This is a genomic window from Mesorhizobium erdmanii USDA 3471 (assembly GCF_000472705.1).
GTDB lineage: Bacteria > Pseudomonadota > Alphaproteobacteria > Rhizobiales > Rhizobiaceae > Mesorhizobium > Mesorhizobium erdmanii.
Window position 1 is genome coordinate 378,531 of sequence record NZ_KI421455.1, and the last position, 21,408, is coordinate 399,938.

At 63.3% G+C, this 21,408-nt stretch carries 22 protein-coding genes; 7 read left to right on the forward strand and 15 right to left on the reverse strand.

What is annotated here, in order from left to right:
• Nucleotides 1–35: 35 nt before the first annotated feature.
• Nucleotides 36–560, reverse strand: a complete 525-nt coding sequence (locus A3AU_RS0134535) for a GNAT family N-acetyltransferase (RefSeq protein WP_027056929.1) — start codon at nt 558–560, stop codon at nt 36–38.
• A 273-nt stretch (nt 561–833) separates the two neighbouring features.
• Here A3AU_RS0134535 and A3AU_RS0134540 point away from each other — a divergent pair, with 273 nt between their 5' ends.
• The gene (locus A3AU_RS0134540) at nt 834–1,817 is read left to right on the forward strand and encodes a glutathione S-transferase family protein (RefSeq protein ID WP_027056930.1); all 984 of its coding nucleotides are present in this window, start codon (nt 834–836) and stop codon (nt 1,815–1,817) included.
• A 22-nt stretch (nt 1,818–1,839) separates the two neighbouring features.
• Here the strand turns inward: A3AU_RS0134540 and A3AU_RS0134545 are convergent, their stop codons facing one another.
• Both A3AU_RS0134545 and A3AU_RS0134550 read right to left on the reverse strand, forming a co-directional pair.
• Nucleotides 1,840–2,349, reverse strand: coding sequence for an ABZJ_00895 family protein (locus A3AU_RS0134545; RefSeq protein WP_154674728.1), 510 nt, complete (start codon nt 2,347–2,349; stop codon nt 1,840–1,842).
• A gap of 34 nt (nt 2,350–2,383) precedes the next feature.
• Nucleotides 2,384–2,881 carry an NUDIX domain-containing protein gene (locus A3AU_RS0134550; protein WP_027056932.1) on the reverse strand — a complete coding sequence of 166 codons (498 nt, stop codon included), beginning with the start codon at nt 2,879–2,881 and terminating at the stop codon, nt 2,384–2,386.
• Between the two features lie 71 nt (nt 2,882–2,952).
• Between A3AU_RS0134550 and A3AU_RS0134555 the strand changes: the two genes are divergently transcribed.
• Nucleotides 2,953–3,876: a metallophosphoesterase family protein gene (locus tag A3AU_RS0134555; protein WP_027056933.1), complete on the forward strand. Its 924-nt coding sequence runs from the start codon at nt 2,953–2,955 to the stop codon at nt 3,874–3,876.
• Here A3AU_RS0134555 and A3AU_RS0134560 read toward each other — a convergent pair.
• From A3AU_RS0134560 to leuA, 4 genes are all read right to left on the reverse strand, one after another.
• Nucleotides 3,860–4,474, reverse strand: a complete 615-nt coding sequence (locus tag A3AU_RS0134560; RefSeq protein ID WP_027056934.1) for a hypothetical protein — start codon at nt 4,472–4,474, stop codon at nt 3,860–3,862. The two genes, A3AU_RS0134555 and A3AU_RS0134560, sit on opposite strands and share 17 nt — an antisense overlap.
• 105 nt (nt 4,475–4,579) lie before the next feature.
• On the reverse strand, nt 4,580–5,383 hold the full coding sequence (locus A3AU_RS0134565) for an alpha/beta fold hydrolase (protein ID WP_027056935.1): 804 nt from the start codon (nt 5,381–5,383) through the stop codon (nt 4,580–4,582).
• Between the two features lie 224 nt (nt 5,384–5,607).
• Nucleotides 5,608–7,374, reverse strand: a complete 1,767-nt coding sequence (locus A3AU_RS0134570; RefSeq protein WP_027056936.1) for a tetratricopeptide repeat protein — start codon at nt 7,372–7,374, stop codon at nt 5,608–5,610.
• Between the two features lie 239 nt (nt 7,375–7,613).
• On the reverse strand, nt 7,614–9,290 hold the full coding sequence (gene leuA / locus A3AU_RS0134575; RefSeq protein ID WP_027056937.1) for a 2-isopropylmalate synthase: 1,677 nt from the start codon (nt 9,288–9,290) through the stop codon (nt 7,614–7,616).
• Between the two features lie 474 nt (nt 9,291–9,764).
• On the opposite strand from leuA, the gene A3AU_RS0134585 reads away from it, so the two are divergent.
• Both A3AU_RS0134585 and A3AU_RS0134590 read left to right on the forward strand, forming a co-directional pair.
• Nucleotides 9,765–10,931, forward strand: coding sequence for an ATP-grasp domain-containing protein (locus A3AU_RS0134585; protein ID WP_027056938.1), 1,167 nt, complete (start codon nt 9,765–9,767; stop codon nt 10,929–10,931).
• Between the two features lie 4 nt (nt 10,932–10,935).
• Entirely contained in the window at nt 10,936–11,712 is a 777-nt protein-coding gene (locus A3AU_RS0134590; RefSeq protein WP_027056939.1) for an esterase family protein, read from the forward strand.
• A gap of 191 nt (nt 11,713–11,903) precedes the next feature.
• Here A3AU_RS0134590 and A3AU_RS1000000140935 read toward each other — a convergent pair whose 3' ends face one another.
• Complete coding sequence (locus tag A3AU_RS1000000140935) at nt 11,904–12,137, reverse strand: hypothetical protein (RefSeq protein WP_027056940.1); 234 nt, start codon at nt 12,135–12,137, stop codon at nt 11,904–11,906.
• A gap of 135 nt (nt 12,138–12,272) precedes the next feature.
• Between A3AU_RS1000000140935 and A3AU_RS0134600 the strand changes: the two genes are divergently transcribed.
• On the forward strand, nt 12,273–13,352 hold the full coding sequence (locus tag A3AU_RS0134600) for a siderophore-interacting protein (protein ID WP_027056941.1): 1,080 nt from the start codon (nt 12,273–12,275) through the stop codon (nt 13,350–13,352).
• A 14-nt stretch (nt 13,353–13,366) separates the two neighbouring features.
• Here A3AU_RS0134600 and A3AU_RS0134605 read toward each other — a convergent pair whose 3' ends face one another.
• From A3AU_RS0134605 to A3AU_RS0134625, 5 genes are all read right to left on the reverse strand, one after another.
• Entirely contained in the window at nt 13,367–14,470 is a 1,104-nt protein-coding gene (locus A3AU_RS0134605; protein WP_027056942.1) for an AbrB family transcriptional regulator, read from the reverse strand.
• Between the two features lie 167 nt (nt 14,471–14,637).
• Nucleotides 14,638–14,826 (reverse strand): type II toxin-antitoxin system Phd/YefM family antitoxin, encoded by a 189-nt coding sequence (locus A3AU_RS1000000137180; protein WP_335337271.1) that lies wholly within the window; start codon nt 14,824–14,826, stop codon nt 14,638–14,640.
• Between the two features lie 23 nt (nt 14,827–14,849).
• A complete protein-coding gene (locus A3AU_RS0134615; protein WP_027056943.1) occupies nt 14,850–15,158 on the reverse strand; it encodes a putative quinol monooxygenase in 309 nt (102 codons plus the stop codon).
• Nucleotides 15,159–15,220: 62 nt separating this feature from the next.
• Nucleotides 15,221–16,015 (reverse strand): SDR family NAD(P)-dependent oxidoreductase, encoded by a 795-nt coding sequence (locus A3AU_RS0134620; protein ID WP_027056944.1) that lies wholly within the window; start codon nt 16,013–16,015, stop codon nt 15,221–15,223.
• Nucleotides 16,016–16,082: 67 nt separating this feature from the next.
• Nucleotides 16,083–16,520 (reverse strand): DsrE family protein, encoded by a 438-nt coding sequence (locus tag A3AU_RS0134625; protein ID WP_027056945.1) that lies wholly within the window; start codon nt 16,518–16,520, stop codon nt 16,083–16,085.
• Between the two features lie 100 nt (nt 16,521–16,620).
• On the opposite strand from A3AU_RS0134625, the gene A3AU_RS0134630 reads away from it, so the two are divergent.
• Nucleotides 16,621–17,715: a hypothetical protein gene (locus A3AU_RS0134630; protein WP_027056946.1), complete on the forward strand. Its 1,095-nt coding sequence runs from the start codon at nt 16,621–16,623 to the stop codon at nt 17,713–17,715.
• A 243-nt stretch (nt 17,716–17,958) separates the two neighbouring features.
• Here A3AU_RS0134630 and A3AU_RS0134635 read toward each other — a convergent pair whose 3' ends face one another.
• Complete coding sequence (locus A3AU_RS0134635; protein ID WP_051355547.1) at nt 17,959–18,906, reverse strand: cation diffusion facilitator family transporter; 948 nt, start codon at nt 18,904–18,906, stop codon at nt 17,959–17,961.
• Nucleotides 18,907–18,911: 5 nt separating this feature from the next.
• Nucleotides 18,912–21,101 (reverse strand): anthranilate synthase, encoded by a 2,190-nt coding sequence (locus A3AU_RS0134640; RefSeq protein ID WP_027056948.1) that lies wholly within the window; start codon nt 21,099–21,101, stop codon nt 18,912–18,914.
• Between A3AU_RS0134640 and A3AU_RS1000000140065 the strand changes: the two genes are divergently transcribed.
• The gene (locus A3AU_RS1000000140065; RefSeq protein ID WP_167335257.1) at nt 21,040–21,384 is read left to right on the forward strand and encodes a hypothetical protein; all 345 of its coding nucleotides are present in this window, start codon (nt 21,040–21,042) and stop codon (nt 21,382–21,384) included. The two genes, A3AU_RS0134640 and A3AU_RS1000000140065, sit on opposite strands and share 62 nt — an antisense overlap.
• Nucleotides 21,385–21,408 lie beyond the last annotated feature (24 nt).

The window sequence follows — 21,408 nt, forward strand, 5'->3', positions numbered from 1 at the left end:
GATCAGGCCCGGATCGGCGGGCCAGATCAAGCCGTTTAGACGTGCTCGGCGATCCTGGCCCGGCTGGCGTGGCCGACCTCGCCGGTGAGCCTGGCAACCGCGCCCGGCGTGATCTCGTGCGACAGAAGGCGGTCGAGATCGACAGGGCGTGGCATCGAGATCTGGCCGCGCGGGATGCGCTTGAAACCGAGCGGCCCGTAATAGGGTTCGTCGCCGACCAGGATGACGGCTGGTGAGCCGGCCTTTGCGGCCGCTTCGAGCGCGATCGCCACCAGCCGGCGGCCGATACCCAGGTTCTTGAAGGCCGGCCGCACGGCAAGCGGCCCGAGCATCAGCGCGCGGCCGGCGCCGGCGGCGATGCGGGTCATGCGCACCGAGGCAACGACAATGTCGCCGTCGACCGCGACAAAGGACAGCGCCCGCTCGTGGCCACCGGCTTCACGGATCTTGTAGGCGGCCAGTACGAAACGGCCGGGCCCGAAAGCCTCGTCATTGATGGCTTCGATTTCAGGGTCGTGCGCCGGAGTTTCCGGCAGGTATTTCACGTCGGCAAGGCTCATGGTCTTTGCGTTCCGGTAAGGAGGAAAGGTTTGCTGCAAACGGCAGCATTCGCCAGTCAGCGCTTCATCAAGCGCGGGCGCCCTTTCGTCGTCGGTCAAACCGGATCAAAGCAAAGTCGAACATGCGGAGTGTCCGCTAGCATCAATTTTCGGCCGCCGCAATTGGCCGTTTTCGTCCGCCGTCTTCGTCGAGTGACGGTCTGTTCAGCGCCTGACGTCTTCGACAGCGCAAGCTTGCGCCTACATCTGACGAAAGGATGCGAGGAGATTTGCATGGGATTGCTGGTCGAAGGCAGGTGGCAGGATCGCTGGTACGATACGGCGGACACTGGTGGCAGGTTCGTCAGGACGCAATCGCAATGGCGCGACTGGATCACCGTCGACGGAGCGCCGGCCGAAGGCCGCGCGCGCGGCTTCAAGGCCGAGCCCGGGCGCTATCACCTCTATGTCTCGCTCGCTTGCCCATGGGCGCATCGGACGCTGATTTTTCGCGCGCTGAAGAAGCTGGAAGACATCATCTCCGTCTCGGTCGCGCATCATTTCATGGGCGCCAACGGCTGGACATTCCTGGCCGAGGATGGCGCCACTGGCGACACGCTTTACGGTCTCGATTTCCTGCACCAGATCTATGCCAAGGCCGAGCCAGCCTATTCCGGCCGGGTGACGGTGCCCGTGTTGTGGGACAAGAAGCAGCTGACGATCGTCTCCAACGAATCTTCCGAGATCATCCGGATGCTCAACACGGCGTTCGACGCATGGGGCGATGCAAGCCTCGACTTCTATCCGCAGGACCTGCGGCGCGAGATCGACGGCGTCAACGCGCTGGTCTATCCCGCGGTCAATAATGGCGTCTACCGCGCCGGCTTCGCCACCACGCAGCGCGCCTATGAGGAGGCGTTCGGCGAATTGTTCGAGGCGCTGGATAAGCTGGAGGAGCGGCTGTCAAGACAGCGCTATCTTGTCGGCGACCGCATCACCGAGGCCGACTGGCGGCTGTTCACCACCCTGGTTCGTTTCGACCCGGTCTATGTCGGCCATTTCAAATGCAATCTGCGCCGCATCGCCGACTATCCGAACCTGTCGAACTATCTGCGCGACCTCTACCAAGTGCCAGGCGTTGCCGGGACCGTGAACCTGCATCACATCAAGGCGCACTATTACGCGAGCCACGAGACGATCAATCCGACACGGATCGTGCCGGTTGGGCCGGAACTGGACTATACCGCGCCGCATGACCGGGCGTGGTTCGCGATCTGAGATCTCCCCGGCGGGCAAGTCGCTATCGGAAGGTTTCCGTGTTGAGGCGAGCCTGCCTGGCAAGTTCCGCTTTCAGGAAACTCTTGCCCATGCGGCTGGAGTAGCCCAGGGCATTGATGCCGAAAACCACAAGCCCGGCAAACAGCAGGACGAAACCCCAGACGAGAGCAGGCATGGTATCGCTTCCCGGCATGGCCCCGCCCGCGACAGCAAGGCCCACGAACACCAGTGAAAGCAGGCACGAGGCCAGAGACGAAAGAAGCGTTATCTTCCAATATTCGTCTCGATTGAAAAGCCGAAGGTTCCTGTTGACGAATTTGTAAGAGGCGAAAGAGTTCGACCCGAACGTGATGGCGAAGCCGCTTGCATTGCCGAAGCTGTCCGGTAGCGACCGAAACATCATCGCTATGGCGATAAACACGGCGGTCAAGCCCACCATCATCAGACTATAAAAGCCGACATAGGGCCAAACGCTCACTGATTTTACTTGTCCGACATCCATAGAATCGCCCCCATGTATTTTCTTGGTCAATACAGCTCGGGCTTTTTTGACAGCTGAGGCAAGCTTACCAATAGGGCGACGCAGGTTCGTCCCCAAAAACCTCGGCGATGCGCCGCAGCGTTGCCGGCGTCGTGCCCTCCGGCAAGCGGTCGAGCGGGAAGAAGCCGGCCTCGGCGATCTCATGGTCGGGTGGCTTCGGCGTGGCCTGGCTGAACTGCTCGATGAAATAGAAGCCGACATGGTCGCGGCGGCTGGAGCGGCGGTTGAAATGCATCGACTTCAGCACCGGCGGTGTGGCCAGCGCAATATTGCCTTCCTCGGCCAGCTCGCGCGCCAGCGCTTCGGCCAGCGTTTCGCCGACTTCGACGCCGCCGCCGGGCAGCTGCCAGCCGGGCACATAGGTATGCCGAATGAGAAAGACGGAATTCGTGGCGCCGTCATGGACGAGGCCGCGCACGCCCAGCGTCATCGGCCGCCGCAGCACGAAATAGAGATGGAACAGCCTGGCTCGCAGCCCCGCCCAACCGGTCTGGCGGAAGGCGGCTTCGGCATCGGTCGTCATCGGGAGCAAAACCGCGAGTGGAAAGCCAAGCTTTTGTAGCAAGGCGCGCGCGCGTCGCCTATGAAGGATGCATGTTCAGGCTCGCGCATATTTCCGATGTCCATCTGGGGCCATTGCCCGATGTATCCTATCGCGATCTCGCCTCCAAGCGCGTGCTCGGCTACGTCAATTGGCAGCGCAATCGCCGCCGCCACATGCATGACGCCGTCATCGACGCCATCACCGCCGATATCAAGGCGCAGAGCCCCGACCATCTCGCCGTCACCGGCGACCTGGTCAATCTGGCGCTCGACGGCGAGATCGAGATGGCCAAGCACTGGCTGGAGACGCTGGGATCGCCGCACGACGTCTCCGTCGTTCCGGGAAACCACGACGCCTATGTGCCGGGCGCCTTCGACAAGGTCTGCCGGTCGTGGGCGGCCTGGATGAGCGGCGACGGCGTCAATACTCCGGTCGACCGCAACGCATTCCCCTATCTGCGCGTGCGTGGCAATGTCGCGCTGATCGGTGTCTCGACGGCGCGCGCCACGGCACCCTTCATGGCCAATGGCTTCTTCATGGAAGGTCAGGCGGAGCGGCTCGGCAAGATCCTGCGCGACAGCGGCGGGCAAGGACTGTTCCGCGCGATCATGATTCACCATCCGCCGGCGCGCGGCGCCGTCTCGCAGCACAAACGGCTGTTCGGGATCGCCCGCTTCCAAAAAGTCATCCGCAAGCATGGCGCGGAGCTCGTCCTGCACGGACATTCGCATCTGCCGTCGCTGTTCCAGATCGGTCCGCGCGGCGCCAGGGTTCCGGTGGTCGGCGTCGCCGCCGCCGGCCAGGCGCCGGGCGGCAAGCATCCGCCGGCACAGTACAATCTGTTCGACATCGATGGCGAAAAGGGCAATTGGCGCATCCGCCTGACGCGGCGCGGCCTGACCGGGCCGGCGATGCCGCCCGCCGATCTGCAGACGCTGGAGATCGGCGCGGAAGCCGCTATGGCCGCAGGCTGAGCCCCATCGCCACGATGCGGTCCCAGAACAGGGCGACCGACACCGCCAGGCCGACAAGCGCGCCAGCGGCGACCAGGCCAATGCCCGACATGAACGCCGACCAGCCCTTGCCGCGTTGCGGTGATCGCAGCGGCGGCTCGGCTTCCGCCACCGCGGCGCGCTTCATGCCGGCGACGGCCGGTTCCGCCCCGCCCTCCATCATCCTCTGGCGCTCGACGATGCGTTCGGCGACGTAGCGGGTCACGGAATCGGCAACCGGCTTCATGTCGGTCGATTCGGCAAGCACCACGCGGCCGATGCGAGTGTCCTTGAGGAAGCGGTAGGTACGGCGGTCGCGCCCCATCGCGACATGGCTGACGGCATCGATCCACAGGCGCGGCTGCAGGCCAGAGGACACGACGAAGTCGAAATTGTCGATGTCGGCGGGCACGTCGGCAAAGACAGGTGCGAGTTCGGCGGCCAGAAGATCGAGGCGCATGCGATGCGCCTCGCGCATGTCGACGACGACATCGTCGCGGTCGGCGAAGGCATTCTTCACATCACGGATGGCATCGGACAGTTTCCTTGACGGATCGATCTTTTCGCCTGCGTCCTTCATCGGCGTCTGCCTCGCGGGTTTGGTTAACACGGGGTTAACACAGCCGCCGGCAAAATGCACTGGCGAGGTGGAGCGAGGCGCCGGCGATGATGGGTTAGCAGGAACTCAACCGGTGGCGGCGGCGAGTTTCGGGCGGACGGACCTGGCGCGACGGTTCATGTTGCGCAGGATGATGCCGGCGATCAGATCCGGCGCTTCCTCGATCAGCATATGGCCGGCCTCCAGCACGTGATGGACATGAAAGCGTGCCGGCAGGTCATCCGCCTGGGTGAAGGGCAGCACCGCGTCATCACTGCCCCACACCACCATCACCGGCATGGCCAGCCTGTCCAACTGGTCGCGCGGGATGACGCCTTGCCGGTCGTCCCTTGTCATGGCGGCGGCGATTTCGACGAGTTTTTCCAGTTGCCCGGGCCGCTTGCGCATGTCGCGGAGCGTATCGGCGGTGTGATCGAAAGGCCGCGCCCGTGGCCCCGACATGGCGGCAAGGCAGGCGAGGATCTCGGAAAGGCTCTCCGCGCCGGCATAGCGGCGCAACAATGGCCCGTTGATTTCCGGGCCGAAACCGCCGGGCGCCAGAAGCGTCAGCGAGGCCACTTTCTCAGGCCCGGCAAGCGCTGTCAGCACCGCCACCGCGCCGCCCATCGAATGGCCGACGAGATGAACACGTTTCAGCTCTCGGGCGGAGAGATCGGCAAGAACGGCCCGTGCCGCAACCTTTGCAGGGCCGGCGCCCGGAAAGTCGAGCGAGAGGCCGTGCCCCGGCAGGTCATAGGCAAGGGTGCGCGCGGAGGGGCCGAGCAGGGCTATCACGTCGCGCCAGACATCGTGGCAACCGCCAAAACCGTGCAGCAGGGCGATGGTCTTCGAGCCAACGCCCTGTTCGGCAACATGGAGCGATGAGATCATGAACGCAGAAAGGGGTCGAATTGCGAGAAAGCCTGAATATGGCTGGATTGCTCTTCGTCCGGCGCGATGGCCAGTAAAGTTTTCGCGATTATTTTGCGAGCAATGCGTGTGATTCAAGGGGATCGCCTGGCAAAAGCCGGCAAATCAACCATTTCGGCGCTTCGCCCTCCAAGCGCCAGCGCGGTGCAATTCCATTAGTCCAAACAGTCCCGGCCTGTCGCAGATCAGCTGGCGCTGCCGAGGCCCGCGGCGTGCAAGGCGCCGACCAGCCGCTCGGTCAGATCGGCTGGATATTTCCGCTCGACAAAGGTCGCGCGCGGATTGGCGGCGAATTTCGGGAACTTTGTGTTCAATTCGTCCAGCAGCATCCTCACCAAATCGTCCTGGCCAGCGGCCTTGGCGCCGATCAGCCGCGCCGCCAGATAATGCGACTTCGTCGCCGTCGTCCGCAGTGCCATGCTGGCCGCGACAGCCTTGTTCATGTCGCCGAGCATGAACTGGCCGACGAACAGCCCGTAATCCCACCATGTCGAATGACCACTGAACGTCTGGGCCGCATGGGCGAGGATCGGCGTTCCCTCGGCGTATCGGCCGGCGAAGATAAGCCCATAGCCGTAGGCCGCGGCCATGCCGAGATCATAGGGGTTGAGTTCGGAAGCCTTGCGCATCCAGCGGATCGCTTCGTCGGTATTGCCGAGCCGCGCACTGACGTAGCCGTAGGCGCGATGCGCATAAGGGCTGGTCGGTCCCATCTGCACGCCGCGATGGGCAAATTCGACCGCCTTTTCGATCGTTGCATTGGGCGGGTAGGCATAGTGATCGGAAACTGCCTCAACCTGTAGAGACGCAAGTTCCGAATAGACCAGCGAGGACTTTGCCCCGGAATTGGCCAAGGTTTCGAGGCAGCGATAGGCGGCCTCATGGGTTTTGGCATTCTGGTCGAGATAATATTTGTCGTTGAGCAGCAGGCATTCGGTCAGGCCGTCCGGTGTGCCCGTCTGCTCGATATAATTGTAGATCGTGCCCGAGGCGGGGAGCGCCGAACTCAGCAGGTCGGCAATCCGGTCCTCGACCGCGCCAGGAGCGCTGTCGGCCGGCGCGAGATTGCGGGAAAGAAGCACCCGCCCCGATGCCGCGCTTTGCAGTTCGATCGTGATGTCGCCGGCGTTCGGGCCAGGCAGGATGTCGAAGATGAAGCTGGTGGCCTCGTTGGCGGAATCTTGCCTTGCGTCTCGGCCGATGAAGTCGATCGTATCGAAGCCGCTCAGGCCGGCACGCAGCGACGCGCCGACACGGCTGGCAGCAGTGCCGTCAGCCTTGTTGTCGATGTAAACGAGCGGCAGCGCCTCGGACATCGCCGAGGGGGCAATGCTGCCGGTGAGGCCGGCGCTCTCGAACGTGGCCGGTATCTCGCCGCCGGCCAGCAGCGCGCCGCTACCCTGACGCAGGATCAGCACCCCGAGCATGGCGATGACCACTGCGATCGCCATCCAGAAGAACCGGAGATGGCGGGCCACCGAAGGTGCGGGTGCTGCCGACGGCGCCAGCAATGCGGCTGGAACGGCATCCTCGGCCACGCCGGGGTGCTCGGATGGAGCCGCAGCCGCTTCGGTCTCTCCGGCAGGTTTTGCGGCTTCCGGCAAGCGGATCGCGTTGAGTTCGTAGGCCGGCACGTAGCCGCCGCGTGGAATGGCGATGCGGACGGGCTCGGCAATGCCTTCATTGGCGAAATATTGCTGCAGCAACTCGCGCAGCCTGCCTGCCTGCACCCGCACCACGGCATCGGTCGACGGATCGAAATCGCCGTCCTTGCCAAAGACGTCCATGGCGATGGAAAAGCCCTTGAGCCTGTCGCCTTCGCCGGCCTGTTCGCGTTCGACGAGATAACGGATCAGCTTGCGCGCGCGCTCGGATCGTCCGAACGTTTCGCTGGCAAGCAGTCGCTCCAATGTTTCGCGCACTGCGGGGGCGGCAGGCGTGGCATGCTGCAAGTGTCGATCCTCTCGAAGTCGGCACAGGTTAGGACGCGATCATATAATGCCAGCAACGCCACGCAAGTGTAGAGCCATTATGTGATCGCGTACCTAACCGGATAATTTTCCGGTGGTTAATAGCCGCCTCAATGCCGGCGACAGAACGAGTTGGCCACTCGAGGCCAAAGCCTTGTTCGGGCTTCAAAAAAATGACTGGCGCGAGTTGTCCGATCTCTCGCGCCAATCCTCTGTAAACGCTACCGCGCCTTGCCGCCGATGATGCGGTTGGCGGCCGAAGTCACCGCTTCAAGCGAGGCGGCGACGATGTTGGTGTTGATGCCGGCGCCGAACAGCTTGCCGCCGGGGTACTCCATTTCGACGTAGGAAATGGCCGAGGCATTCGAGCCGCGCTGCATCGAGTGTTCGGAATAGTCGAGCACGGACATCTCGACGCCGACATGGCGTGAGAGCGCATCGACAAAGCCGTCGATCGGGCCGGTGCCGGTGCCTGATATGGTCACTTCCTTGCCGTTGTCGAGGATGATCGCCTCGATCACACGCCGGCCCTTGACCACGGTATCGGGATAGGTGTGATGGTCGAGGAATTTCAGCCGCGCGCCGGGCTGGTCGACATAGGCTTCGAGGAAGCGCTCATAAATGCGCCTGGCCGGCACTTCCTTGCCTTCGGCATCGGTGATCGCCTGGATCGCCTGGCTGAACTCGATCTGCAGATTGCGCGGCAGATTGAGACCGTAGTCGGCCTGCAGCACATAGGCGATGCCGCCCTTGCCCGACTGCGAGTTGATGCGGATGATGGCCTCGTAGCTGCGGCCGACATCGGCCGGGTCGATCGGCAGATAGGGCACTTCCCACAGGCTGGTGTTGGCCTTCTTCAGCGCCTTCATGCCCTTGTTGATGGCGTCCTGGTGCGAGCCGGAAAAGGCGGTGTAGACGAGTTCGCCAACATAGGGGTGGCGCTCGGGAATCTTCAGCTGGTTCGAGTACTCGTAGACGTCCTTCATCCGGTTGATGTCGGAGCAGTCGATGCCCGGATCGACGCCTTGCGTGTACATGTTGAGCGCCAGCGTGACGATGTCGACATTGCCGGTGCGCTCGCCATTACCGAACAGCGTGCCTTCGACGCGGTCTGCGCCCGCCATCAGGCCGAGTTCGGTGGTGGCGATGCCGGTGCCGCGGTCGTTGTGCGGATGCAGCGAAATGATCAGGTTCTCCCTGGCGTCGAGGTTGCGGCACATCCATTCTATGCGGTCGGCATAGATGTTGGGCGTCGACATCTCGACCGTCGACGGCAAATTGATGATCAGCTTGTTGTCCGGTGTCGGCTTGACGATCTCGGTGACGGCGTTGCAGATATCCAGCGCGACTTCGAGCTCGGTGCCGGTAAAGCTCTCCGGCGAATATTCGAAGCGGTAGCCGCCGCCGGCCTTGGCCGCCATGTCGGTGATCATCTTGGCGGCGTCGGTGGCGATGCGCTTGATGCCGCCGACATCCTTTTCGAAGACGACGCGGCGCTGCAATTCGCTGGTCGAATTGTAGAAATGCACGATCGGATTGGTGGCGCCCTTCAGGGCCTCGAAGGTGCGGGTGATCAGTTCCGGCCGGCACTGCACCAGCACCTGCAGCGAGACGTCGGCAGGCACGTTGCCTTCCTCGATGCACCAGCGGGCAAAGTCGAAATCGGTCTGCGAGGCCGAGGGGAAGCCGATCTCGATCTCCTTGAAGCCCATATCGAGCAGCAGGCCGAACATGCGCGCCTTGCGCTCATGGCCCATTGGGTCGATCAGCGCCTGGTTGCCGTCGCGCAGGTCGACCGAACACCAGATCGGCGCCTTGTCGATGACCTTGTTGGGCCAGGTGCGGTCGGTGAGGCCGACGGTTGGGTAGGGCTGGTATTTGCGGGCGGCTTCCGGCATGTGGCCGGCCGCGCGTTTTACGCCCTCGGGTTCGCCAGATCGGATGTCTTCTCGTGCGTTCATCGTCTTGTTCTCCCGGCGGCTCGCTGATCGGTCTTCGGACGGATTTAGGGCGAGCGGCGCCTTATAAGATTTTCGTTCGCTAGATGGAATTGCCAAGGAGCATGCGCTTGCGCGGCGGTTCGACCGCCGGGCGCTCCTTCAGCGAACCCGGCGATCGCCGATAAGGCCGAGAAGAAGCAGGGTCGAGGCAAGCGCGCGAACGGTCTCGCCGGCAAAGCCGGTCTGACGGGAAGCGGTGGTGGCGCGCGTGTTCATGCCGGCTCTCATACAGGAGCGGCTTGTGCGAGGCAAGCAGGGGCAGTGCCTGTCGCGCATTATCGCTGGTGCGGATGCTCTTCCCCATGCGCCGCAAATGCGCCAGACTTGGCGATGGCGGGGCTGCGGTGCGCCGTCGCCGGAAGGGGGTTGTCCATGAATTTCGTGTTCTTCTCGCCGCATTTTCCCGTCAACGGCGCCGATTTCTGTGACCGGCTGAAGAGGGCCGGCGCCACCGTACTCGGGATTGGCGATGCGCCCTATGAGGCGCTGGACGGCAGGCTGAAGGCAGCACTTTCGGAGTACTACCGGGTCGCCGACATGGAGGACTACGATCCGGTGTTCCGGGCGATGGGGCACTTCATCCACAAATGGGGCCGCATCGACCGCTTCGAATCGCTCAACGAGCACTGGCTGGAGCTGGAAGCCAACATCCGCACCGATTTCAACATCTACGGCACCAAGCTCGACTTCGTGAAGAACCTGAAGCGCAAGAGCCGCATGCGCGCCTTCTTCCGCAAGAGCGGCGTCGAAACCATCGCACAGCGCAAATGCTCCGACAGGGCGGGGGCCATGACGTTCATCCGCCGCGTCGGCTACCCCGTGGTGGTGAAACCCGACAGCGGGTCCGGGGCTTCCAATACCTTCAAGATATCCAACGCCAGAGAGCTCGACCAGTTCTTCAGGGACAAGCCCGAGGATGTGACCTTCGTCATGGAGCAGTTCATCGAGGGGCTGGTGGTGACCTATGACGGGCTGGTCAACCGCGACGGCGAGGTGGTGCTGGCGGCCAGCCACCGCTACGACCAGAGCGTCATGGAGGTGGTCAACAAGGACCGCCACATGAGCTACACCTGCTTTCCCCACATCAGACCCGTGGTCGAGGAGGCCGGCCGCAAAATCCTGAAGGCGTTCGACGTGCGCGAGCGCTTCTTCCACATCGAACTGTTCGAGACCAGGGACGACCGCATCATCGCGCTCGAGGTCAACATGCGACCACCGGGCGCCTGGATGACCGACGCCATCAACTACACGTTCGACATCGATGTCTACGCCGCATGGGCCGACATGGTGGTCAAGGATGCCGCCGGCGGACCTTATGAGGGCAAGTATTTCACCGCCTATGCCAGCCGCAAGCGGCACCTCGACTATTTGCACAGCCATGAGGACGTGCTAGCCGCCCACAAGGACAAGATCGTCCACCATCAGGCGATAGAAGAGGTTTTCAGCCGCGCCATGGGAAACTACGCCTACCAGATGCGCTCGAAGGACCAGGCTGAGCTGCGCGAGGCGGTCGCCTATATCCACGCGGAAAAGGCTTGAGGCCATGGACGTCTCCTACCACAAGGCCTTCGCCCGCAACCTCGGCCGCGACATGGAGTACAAGCGCTACGGCCATGCCGGCCGTCCGGTGGTGGTGTTCCCGACCTCGCAGGGACGGTTCTACCAGTTCGAGGATTCCGGCGGGGTGGGCGCGCTTGGCGAGTTCATCGACACGGGCCGCATCCAGCTGTTCACGGTCGACGGCATCGATTCGGAATCCTTCTTCGACAAGCGTGCCGACCCATCGCATCGCATCGGCCGCCACGAGGCCTATTTCCGCTATGTGCGCGAGGAGGCGCTGCCGGAGATCTTGTCCACCGCATCAGCGGCCAATGGCGGACGCAAGCTGAAGCCGCTCTTCTCGGGCTGTTCGATGGGAGGCTACCATTCTTCGAACTTCGTGTTCCGCTTTCCCGAACTCGCCAGCGGCGTCATCGCGTTGTCGGGTGTCTATTCGGCGCGCGATTTCTTCGGCAAGACGCTGGACGGCGACATCTTCTACAACTCGCCGCTCGACTATCTGCCCGGCATCGTCGACCCGAAATTGCTGGCTCGGCTGAAGGCGCTCAGGCTGATTTTCTGCTGCGGGCAGGGCGCCTGGGAAGAGCGCATGCTGGTCGAGACGCGCCAGCTGGAACAGATCCTGCGCGACAAGTCCATTCCGGCCTGGGTCGACTATTGGGGCGGTGACGTCAGCCATGACTGGCCATGGTGGCACAAGCAGCTGGTCTATTTCTTCGGCCGCTGGCTGGATGATGACCTGATGCACAGGCTGGACTAAGGTATGCTGATATTCAGGTGAGGCCGGCCTGCAAATGGCTGATACCTGAGCTTCCGGTGCTCACGTACGAAAAGTACGCTCCGCTCCGGCCTGACGATGCAATGGATCGACCATTTGTCTGATCTGGCCGGTGGCGCCGTGCTGACCAATGGCGTGCCGCATTTCGTCGACGGAGTGATGAGAAGGCCCTTTCAAACCCCTTCGCCAAACCGCATGGCCAGGGCAGTCTCGTCCACGGTGAGCGTGCTCTGGGCCTTCCGGCGATCGGCTACCTCCTGGTGATGCGTGTCGGTAGTTTCGATCTTCGCGCCACGGGCCATGTCGCCGCTCTGGGCCTGGGCGTCCTTCTCGTGGGCGTGGTGATGGCGCGCATGTTCGGGCGCTTCAATGGCGGCAACTTGCCAGTCGATGGATGAGCCTGGCACTGCTGGCCAGTTTTAATATGACAAATGCATTCAAGTTTTTGTGGAAACTCCGGCGCGGCTGTGGCATGGCCAAACGGTGACGGAGCCTTGCTGTCCTGGCGGCTTCGTCTGGACCGCCATTGAGGGATTTGAGCCATGGATCAGTTGAGCGCGCAGACCCGCATCAGCGATGAGGCAATAAGGTCGGCGATCGAGCGTCTGCGCGCCGAGCATGGTGAGTTCGAGATCGAAACCGGCGCCGCCGATCGATGGGAGCTTCGCCTGTATTACGGGTCGCTGAGTGCGACGCTCGACGGCGACGCCATGCTCGTCCGCGTCGCGGCGGACGACGAGACCTGCCTGTCCTACATGAAGATGACGGTGGCCGGTCACGTCGCCCAGCATCTCGGCACCGCCAGCGGGTTGCGCTGGCAGGGCGATGGCCGCGACGCCGGCACGCCCGTCTTCTTCCGCGAAATCACTGTGATGTCGTCGACGCGCATCTCTCCCCGCATGCAGCGCCTACGCTTCTCCGGCCATGATCTCGGCCGCTTTGCTCATGGCGGCCTGCATATGCGGCTGCTGCTGCCACCGCCCGGCCGGCTGCCGGTCTGGCCTATGGTCGGCGCGGATGGCCTGCTTGTCTGGCCCTCGGGCGAGGACGCGCTCACCATCCGGGTCTACACGATCAGGGCGATCGATGCGGCAAGCGGATGGCTCGATGTCGATTTCGTCCTGCATCCCGGCCAGAATACGCCGCCCGCCGCCTTCGCGCGGAATGCCCGCGCAGGAGACGTGATCGGCATGATCGGGCCTGGTGGCGGCGATGCGCCGGAGGCGGAGAGCCTGCTGCTCATCGGCGACGACACCGCGCTGCCCGCCATCGGCCGGATCCTCGAACATCTGCCGCCGTCAACCCGGGCCGAGGCGATCATCGAGGTCGACGGTCCCGACGACCGGATCGCATTGCCGCAAGGGGACAATATCGACGTTACCTGGGTCTTCCGGCATGGCCGGGCGGCCGGTGCCGCCGGCTTGCTGCCGGCCGCTTTGCGCGAACGCGGCCACATGGCACTGGCGGACGGCCTCTTTGTCTGGGCCGGATGCGAATTCGCCGACTTCCGCGAGATACGCAAGATCGTGCGCAAGGAGTGGGGCTTGCCGCGCGACCAACATCTGGTCACCGCCTATTGGCGCCGCGGCGCGCCAGGCGAAAACGGCGGCGGCGACGAATAAGCCGCCGAAGCAGGTCAGTCGCGGATGCTTCTGGCCACCAGCCGCGCGACGCTCGGGCCGACGAGCAGCACGATCAGGAAACGTGCCGATTGCAGCGCCATGACGAAGGAAATGTCGACGTTCTGTGCCGCGGCGGCGATGATGGCGACACTGTCCATGCCGCCGGGGCTGGTCGCCAGATAGGCGGTCAGCGGATCGATGCCCAGGAGATGGCTGATCAGGAAGGCGAGCCCGCCGCAAAAGGCAATCAGCGCTATGATCGAGGCGATTATCTGTGGCAAAGCGCGCGTCGCATGGCGCAGGATCGGCCTGGTGAAGTTCAGACCGATCGACCAGCCGACCATGGCGTAGCTGACCGCCAGCAGCCATTGCGGCAACTGCATCTCGACGCCAAGGCCGAGATGGATGACAGTTCCGAAGATGAAGGTACCGAGAAAGAAAGGCGAGGGCAGCCGGCACAGCTTTCCCGCCAGGCCACCGACCAGCGCGATGCCGATGGTTGCGGTGAAGGCCTGGGCATCGATCGGCGGAAACCAGATGATGGGCGGGATTTCGATGCCTGACGTGTCGACCCACATCTTGGCGACGACGGCCGCCGTCATGGACACGAAGATGACGCGCAGATACTGCATGAAGGCGACGAGCCGCTGGTCGGCGCCGAATGCACCGGCCATCAGCACCATGGCGGTGGCCGCACCCGGCGATGAACCCCAGACGGCGGTGGTGCCGGGCAGGATGCGCCAGCGGCTGATCAGCCAGCCAAGCAGGCTGGAGGCCGCGACCGTGGCGATCACCACGCCGAGGAACAACGGCCATTCCCGGTAGAAGACCGGAAAGATGTCGGCCGAGATCGAAGCGGCGACGAGACAGCCGACAATGGCCTGGGCGGAGCCGAAAAGCAGGCGCGGCACCCGCACCGTGGCGCCATTGGTGCCGGCGACGATCGCCGCCAGCATCGGGCCGATCAGCAGTGCCGCCGGCAGGGCGGCGAGCTCCAGCGCACCGGCGAACAGGGCCGAGATGGTGAGCAGGATCAGCCATTGCCAAGGCCTGCCTATCCGCGCCATGCGCTCGGCGGCGGGCTGGTCGGGAGATGGCTGTTCGGCCGAGGAATCCATTTTTCGGTCTTAGACCTGGAGCGTGAAAATGCGAACCGCGGTCCGCCGAAAAAATGAAGGTTCACGCGTTCAGATATCGAGTAACAGGTTTCATATATCCGCGTCGAACCGTTGCTCGATCTCGTGGCTACCCATGCGGTCGAAATCTTCGGGAATGAGAAGCCCGGTCATAAAAACGACCCGCCGCGTCTGCGTTTCGGGCTGATCGATAGGCACGATTCTGGCCACGGCTTGCCGGCATTGGTGATAATGAACGACTCACCTTTGGCTACCTGTCGAACGAGGCGCGACAGATGGGCTTTCGCATCACGAATGTTTACCGTTCGCGTCAAAGGTTGTTCCTCAAAGACTGCCACCGTGTGGGCATCGAGCCTCCGGGTCAGCCGGTCTTGCCGTCAACCAGACCGAAGCCGCCTACAGGATGGGTTTCCACTTGGAATTCGAAGCCGGCGATGAAGGGGCGGGCCTTGGCTATGGCCGCCTGGACCTCGGGAAGCTGCAGCGAGGCCTTGTGACTTGCCTGATCCATCCACACTTCAGTCACCCAGATGGCGTCGGCGTCGACGGGGTCGGTGGCGATGATATAGCTCAGGCAGCCGGGCAGGGCGCCGGTGCTGGTACGCAGCACGTCCATGACCGCGTCGCGCTGGCCGCGCGACGCCCGCATCTTGCCGATTAGTCCGTACATTCCTTGTCTCCCCTGGGGGTTGGCGCGAAAGGAGTATGTCGGTCCAGTATGCCGGGCGCCAGTCAAGGCATCAACTGGCCGCCATTCACCTCGATGATCTGTCCCGTTATGTAGCCGCTCAACAGGTCCGACGAGAGGAAAAGATAGGCGCCGACGCAGTCCTCAGCGGTGCCGGCGCGGCCCTGCGGAATGGTGGCGACCATGGTCTTTATCTGATCGTCAGTCGAATATCGTTCGTGGAAGGGGGTGAGGATTACGCCGGGCGCCACTGCGTTGACACGGATACCGAAGCCGATCAGTTCCTTGGCCATGCCGCGCGTCACGTTGGATACGAAGGCCTTGGCGGAGCCGTACAGGCCAGCGCCGCCGGCGGCGCCGTTGCGGGCCGCGATCGACGACGTGTTGACGATAAAGCCGCCTTGCTTCTTCAGCCAGGGCATAGCCTTGCGCGAAGCAGTAAGCACAGAGCGCGCATTGAGATCCATCACGGCGTCGTAATGCGCCTCGGTCTGGTCGGCATAAGGCACGCGGCCGAGCATGCCGCCGGCATTGTTGACCAGCCCGTCGAGGCGGCCGAAATGTTGCGCGCTGTCCTCGACGACGCGTTCGACATCGGCGGCCAGGGAAAAATCGCCCTGGACGAGGAACACCTCGCCGCCGCCGTCGCGAATGGTCTTGGCCAATTGCTCGGCGGCATCGCGGCTCGAATTGTAGTGCAGCGCGACGCGGCATTTCTGCGCGGCATAGGCCAGCGCCAACGCCGCGCCTATACCGGTCGAGGCGCCGGTGACCAGCACCGCCTTGCCGGCGAGATCAGGGATGCTGAGCCCAGAGGGCGTGGTCGTCGTCGCTGGCATTTTCGTCCTCCGGGGGCCGCCTGTTTGTCGCGGGCATCGCCACCCTTGCATTCAACGCCACGGCGCTTCAAGGCCTGAGATAGACATAGCCCTGGCTTTGCAGTTCCGCGAGCTTGACGACGCCACCCTTGTCGGCGGCATGAAAGCCGGCCAGCAGGTCGGCAAGCGTAATGTCCATGCCTTGCATGGTGTTGGCGCAGGCCTGCGGCTCAAGCCCATGGCTCAGAAGGCCGGCGAAGCGGCCGGAGACAGCGGCCGATATGCCTTTCGACTTGAAGGCGGCAAGGGCCGGACCATGCACCACCAGCGTGATGTCGACATTGCCGCCGGTCCCCTCATAATGGTTCTTGATGTTGCCGAGCACGAAATTGACCTTGTCGAGATCGCTCAGGTGATAGGCGACTTTCAGCCGGGCAGGCTCCGTGGCCGCTGCCCGAGTTGCCTTCAGCCCGATCAGCGCGCCGGCCCCGGCAAGAGCCGCGTGGAACATGTCGCGTCGGCGCATGGCATCCTCCCTGGTGTCGGCTCACCGCGATTTGCGTGGCTGTGGCCGCAATACTAGCATAAATTGACGTTACGTCCTGTCGATGCGGAGGAGGGATCACATGGCGTTCCAGGGGTGGAAGACACTTACCGGTGCCGGATTTGGCGTAGTACTGCTTGGCGGGCTCGCGGGTTCTGCCTTGGCCGATAATGCGCTGAAGCTGACGGAACTCAGCCCGAAAGGGGCGGACGCCTGTTTCGGGCGGGTCTATGACGCGAGCCATCTCAAGGCGCATCCGAAGCAGAAGGTGGCGCGGATCTTCTTCTATTATGGCCATGATCCGGTCAGCCGGCCGAACGAGGAGCCGACGCCTTCCGACACTTCCTACAATGGCTTCTTGACCACCACGGTGCGCGGCGCCAAGGCGCCGCAATGGGCCGGCGGCTGGTGCAATCACGAATCCGAAGACGGCACGACCGGCGCGATCCGTTGCGGGATGGATTGCGACCGTACGCTGGCGTCGCTGAAGGTCGACGACAAGGGCCGGCTGATCCTGTCGGACCTGTCGTCCGATATCTACCTCGATCCAGACGCGGAGGATGAGCTCGGCAAGGCGGAATACAACAGGCAGGCGCTTGGCTCGGAGGATGACAATTTCCGCCTCGACCCGATGCCGGCCGCAACCTGCCAGGCCGAGTTCGCGCGCATCGATCCGATCGATCCGGCGCTCGGGGATCCGTTGCGCGTGCGGTTGAAGCCCGACCAGGCCTTCTGCTACGGCCGCGATTACGATGCGGCGCATATGGGTTCGCATCCCGATCAGCTGACGCAGTCGATCCGGGTTTTCCGCGGGCCGGTGGAACTGGCTTCCTTCGCCTCGGGTGGCGACGCGGCCAACTGGCCGGATGGCGCCGACATCGCCGTCTCGGTCACGACGCGGCAGAAGGCAGCCAAGGTCACGCAGACCTATTCCTGCCAGGGCGAAGCCGACCAGTGGCGTTGTGCCGCCAGCTCCAAGATGAGCGATTTCTCCTGCGACATCGCGCAGAAGGAAATCTTCCTCAAGCGCGGCGCCAACGGCACGATGATGCTGGCCAATCCCAACAGCAGCGTGGCTATCGTCGACCTCTGCTCGAAGGCCGCCAACGGCAAGACGAAGTCGGACGACAAGGTTTATCGGCTCGAACCAATGCCGCAATCGGCTTGTGCGCCCTGAGCACCAGCGTTTCGTCATCCTATGGCGGAGCAAGGAGCGAAGCGACGCGGCGCAGACCATAGGATCCATGCCGAGAATACTGAGCGCTGTTGCGGTGCAGAATTCTGCACGGCTGCATGCGTCGTCCTAGGTCGCGGCATGGATCCTCGGGTCTCCGCGACGGAGCTTCGCTCCTGCTCCGCCCGTGGATGACGAAGTCGAGAGGTTTCGGCTAGTTTTCTAGGGTCGTGACGGCGAACCGGCTCACGCGAAAGGCACGGCGGTCGTGCCCTTGGGCAGCTTAGCCTCATCGTCGGGCTCGACATGGATGGTCACCCGCACCGAGGGGATTTCGGCCTTCAGCGCGTCCTCGATGCGGTCGCAGATGACGTGGCTGGCGCCGACCGACATGTCGGCGTCGACGACCAGATGGAACTCGATGAAGGTGGCGCGGCCGGCGATGCGGGTTTTCAGGTCATGCACCTCCAGCGCGCCCTTGCAGTTGGCCGAGATGATGTCGCGGATGCGCATGTGTTCGTGGGTATCGACGGCGCGGTCCATCAGCCCGTTCATCGACGAGCCGATGACGTGCCAGCCCTGCCACAGGATGTTGAGCGCGACGATGACGGCGAGCGCCGGATCAAGGATCTGCCAGCCGGTCAGGATTGCTCCGACCAGGCCGCCGAAGACGCCGATCGAGGTCACGACATCGGTCATGATGTGGTTGCCGTCGGCGACCAGCGCCGGCGATTTCTCGGCCCGGCCGGCGCGGATCAGCGTCCAGGCCCAGAAGGCATTGATGACCGTGGCGATACCGTTGACGGCAAGGCCGTTCCAGGGCTTTTCCAGCGGCGCCGGGGCTTGCCAGGAGCGCCAAACCTCGTTGAGAATCAACAGTGCGGCGACGACGATCAGCACGCCTTCGAGCACGGCCGAGAAATACTCGGCCTTGTGGTGACCGAACGGGTGATCCTGGTCGGCCGGCTTGTGGCTGACCTGGATCGCCCAGAAGGCAGCGACCGAGGCAATGACGTTGACGATCGATTCCAGCGCGTCGGAATAGAGCGCGACAGAGCCGGTGATGTACCAGGCAGCAAGCTTCAGGCCGAGCACGACAGCGGCAATGATGATCGACCAGAAGGCAAGGTTGGCAACCTTGCGCTTCGCGGCCGCCCTGGCCGCGGTCGCCATCGTGTTCTCGACTTCTGCCATATCGGTCAGGCTGCCTTTTCCTTGGCCTTGCGCGGCAAATGGGCGACGATGTTCTCGATGATGCGCATGCCGGCATTGTGGCCGAGCGTCATGATCGACTCCGGATGGAACTGGACAGCGGCGATCGGCTCCTTGCGGTGTTCGAAGGCCATGATGATGCCGTCCTCCGTCTCGGCGGTGACGATGAAGTCGTCGGGCAGCCGCACCGGATCGGCGAAGATCGAGTGGTAACGGCCGACAGTGACTTCCTTGGGGAGGCCTGAGAAGATGATGCCGGGCTTGGAGACGCGGATGCGCGACGGCTTGCCGTGCATGGGAATATGCAGCTGGCGCAGTTCTCCGCCATAGGCTTCGGCCAGAGCCTGCAGGCCAAGGCAGACGCCGAAGATCGGCAACTCGCGGGCACGTGCCTTTTTGATCGTCGCAGCGCAGTCGAAATCCTTCGGCGTGCCAGGTCCAGGCGACAGCACGACGAGGTCGGGCTTCAGCCGCTCGAACACTTCCTCCGGCACTGGCGTGCGCACGGTCGAGACGTTGGCGCCGGTCTGGCGGAAGTAGTTGGCCAGCGTATGGACGAAACTATCCTCATGGTCGACGAGCAGGATGTTGACGCCGTCGCCGACGCGCGCGGTGGTACGCTCGGTGCTGGCGGAATTGCCCGACTTGGCGTCGCGGATGGCGGAGAGCATGGCGGATGCCTTCAGTTCGGTTTCGGCTTCTTCTTCCTCGGGAATGCTGTCGAACAGCAATGTGGCGCCGGCGCGCACCTCGGCGATGCCATCCTTGATGCGGATGGTGCGCAAGGTCAGGCCGGTGTTCATGTCGCCGTTGAAATTGACCATGCCGATCGCCCCGCCATACCAGGCGCGCGGGCTCTTCTCGTTCTGCTCGATGAAGCGCATTGCCCACAGTTTCGGCGCGCCGGTGACGGTGACCGCCCAGGCGTGTGAGAGAAATGCGTCGAAGGCATCCATGCCTTCGCGCAGCCGCCCTTCGATGTGGTCCACGGTGTGGATCAGGCGCGAATACATCTCGATCTGGCGGCGGCCGATGACGCGCACCGAACCAGGCTCGCAGACCCGCGACTTGTCGTTGCGGTCGACGTCCGAGCACATTGTGAGCTCGGATTCGTCCTTCTTCGAATTGAGCAATTTCAGGATCTGCTCGCTGTCGGAAATGGCGTCGTCGCCGCGCTTGATGGTGCCGGAGATCGGGCAGGTCTCGACACGGCGACCATTGACGCGCACGAACATTTCGGGCGAGGCGCCGATCAGATACTCGTTTTCGCCGAGATTGATGAAGAAGGAATAGGGCGAGGGGTTGATCGACTTCAGCTTGCGCGAAATCTCGGAGGGCTGGGTCTCGCAGCGTTCGTAGAACATCTGGCCGGGCACGACCTCGAACAGGTCGCCGCGCTTGAACGAATCCATGGCGCGCCGCACCAGATTGGCATATTCGCCCGGCTCATGGTCGCCGCGCGGCGGGATGCGGTCGGCGGTCTTGAACGGCTCGGCGATCTCGTCGCGGGCCAAGCCTTCGGTCGAAAAACCCTCGCCGGAATAGTCGTAGCGGTCGGTCCAGGCCTTGGCCGAATAATGGTCGACGACAAGGATCTCGTCGGGCAGGAACAGGACGAGGTCGCGCTGGCTTTCCTTGCGAACGAGCGTGTAGTCGACCGGATCAAACTGGAAGGCGAGGTCGTAGCCGAAGGCGCCATAGAGGCCGAGATTGGCGTCCTCCTCGGTCTTGAACAGGGCCGTGATGGCGCGCAGCACGGTGAAGACGGAAGGGACGCGGCTGCGCTCCTCCTCGGTGAAGACACGGCCCGGCTTGGCGACGTCGAGGCGGATCAGCGTCTTCGACATCTCGGCGATGGTCACGTCGGTCAGGCCGCCGAGGGCCTTGCCGATGACCGGCAGCAGCGCCTCGCCGCGCTGGTTCAGCGCTTCGATGCGCATGGCGCGGCCACGCGCGGAGATGACCAAAGGCGGATCGATGATGGCGGTGTCCCAGCGCGTGTAGCGGCCGGGATATTCGTAATTCGAGGAAAAAACCGCACCCCGGCGCGAGTTCAAGCCATCGACATAGGCGTCGATCGCGCCCGCATAGGGCCGGTCGTGGCGCTCACGCGTAATGGTGATGCCACCCGCGGTCACGAAGCTTTCAGCGCCGTTTTCCAGAACCTTCATCGTCATTGCCGTCTCCATCAGCTTGTTGGGGCAACGGACCCGGGACTGGCTTTTAAAAAACAAATGGCCGCCCGGACTTTCCGTTGCGGCCACCCTCTCTTTTCACGCACGCGCGTTCGAACAGGCCCGCTGTCAGCAGGCCCACCACCAAATGGTCTTGGTCGAACGCATGTTCATGGCGAAATCCATAGCGGCGAAAGACCGGATGCGCAACAGGTTTGAAAAGTCTCTTCAGTGGCTGCCGCTTCCCGGTCTCTGGCACATCGCCACCGCCGATGGCGTTGCCTAGACTATGCCTTCAACATCCAGAGAA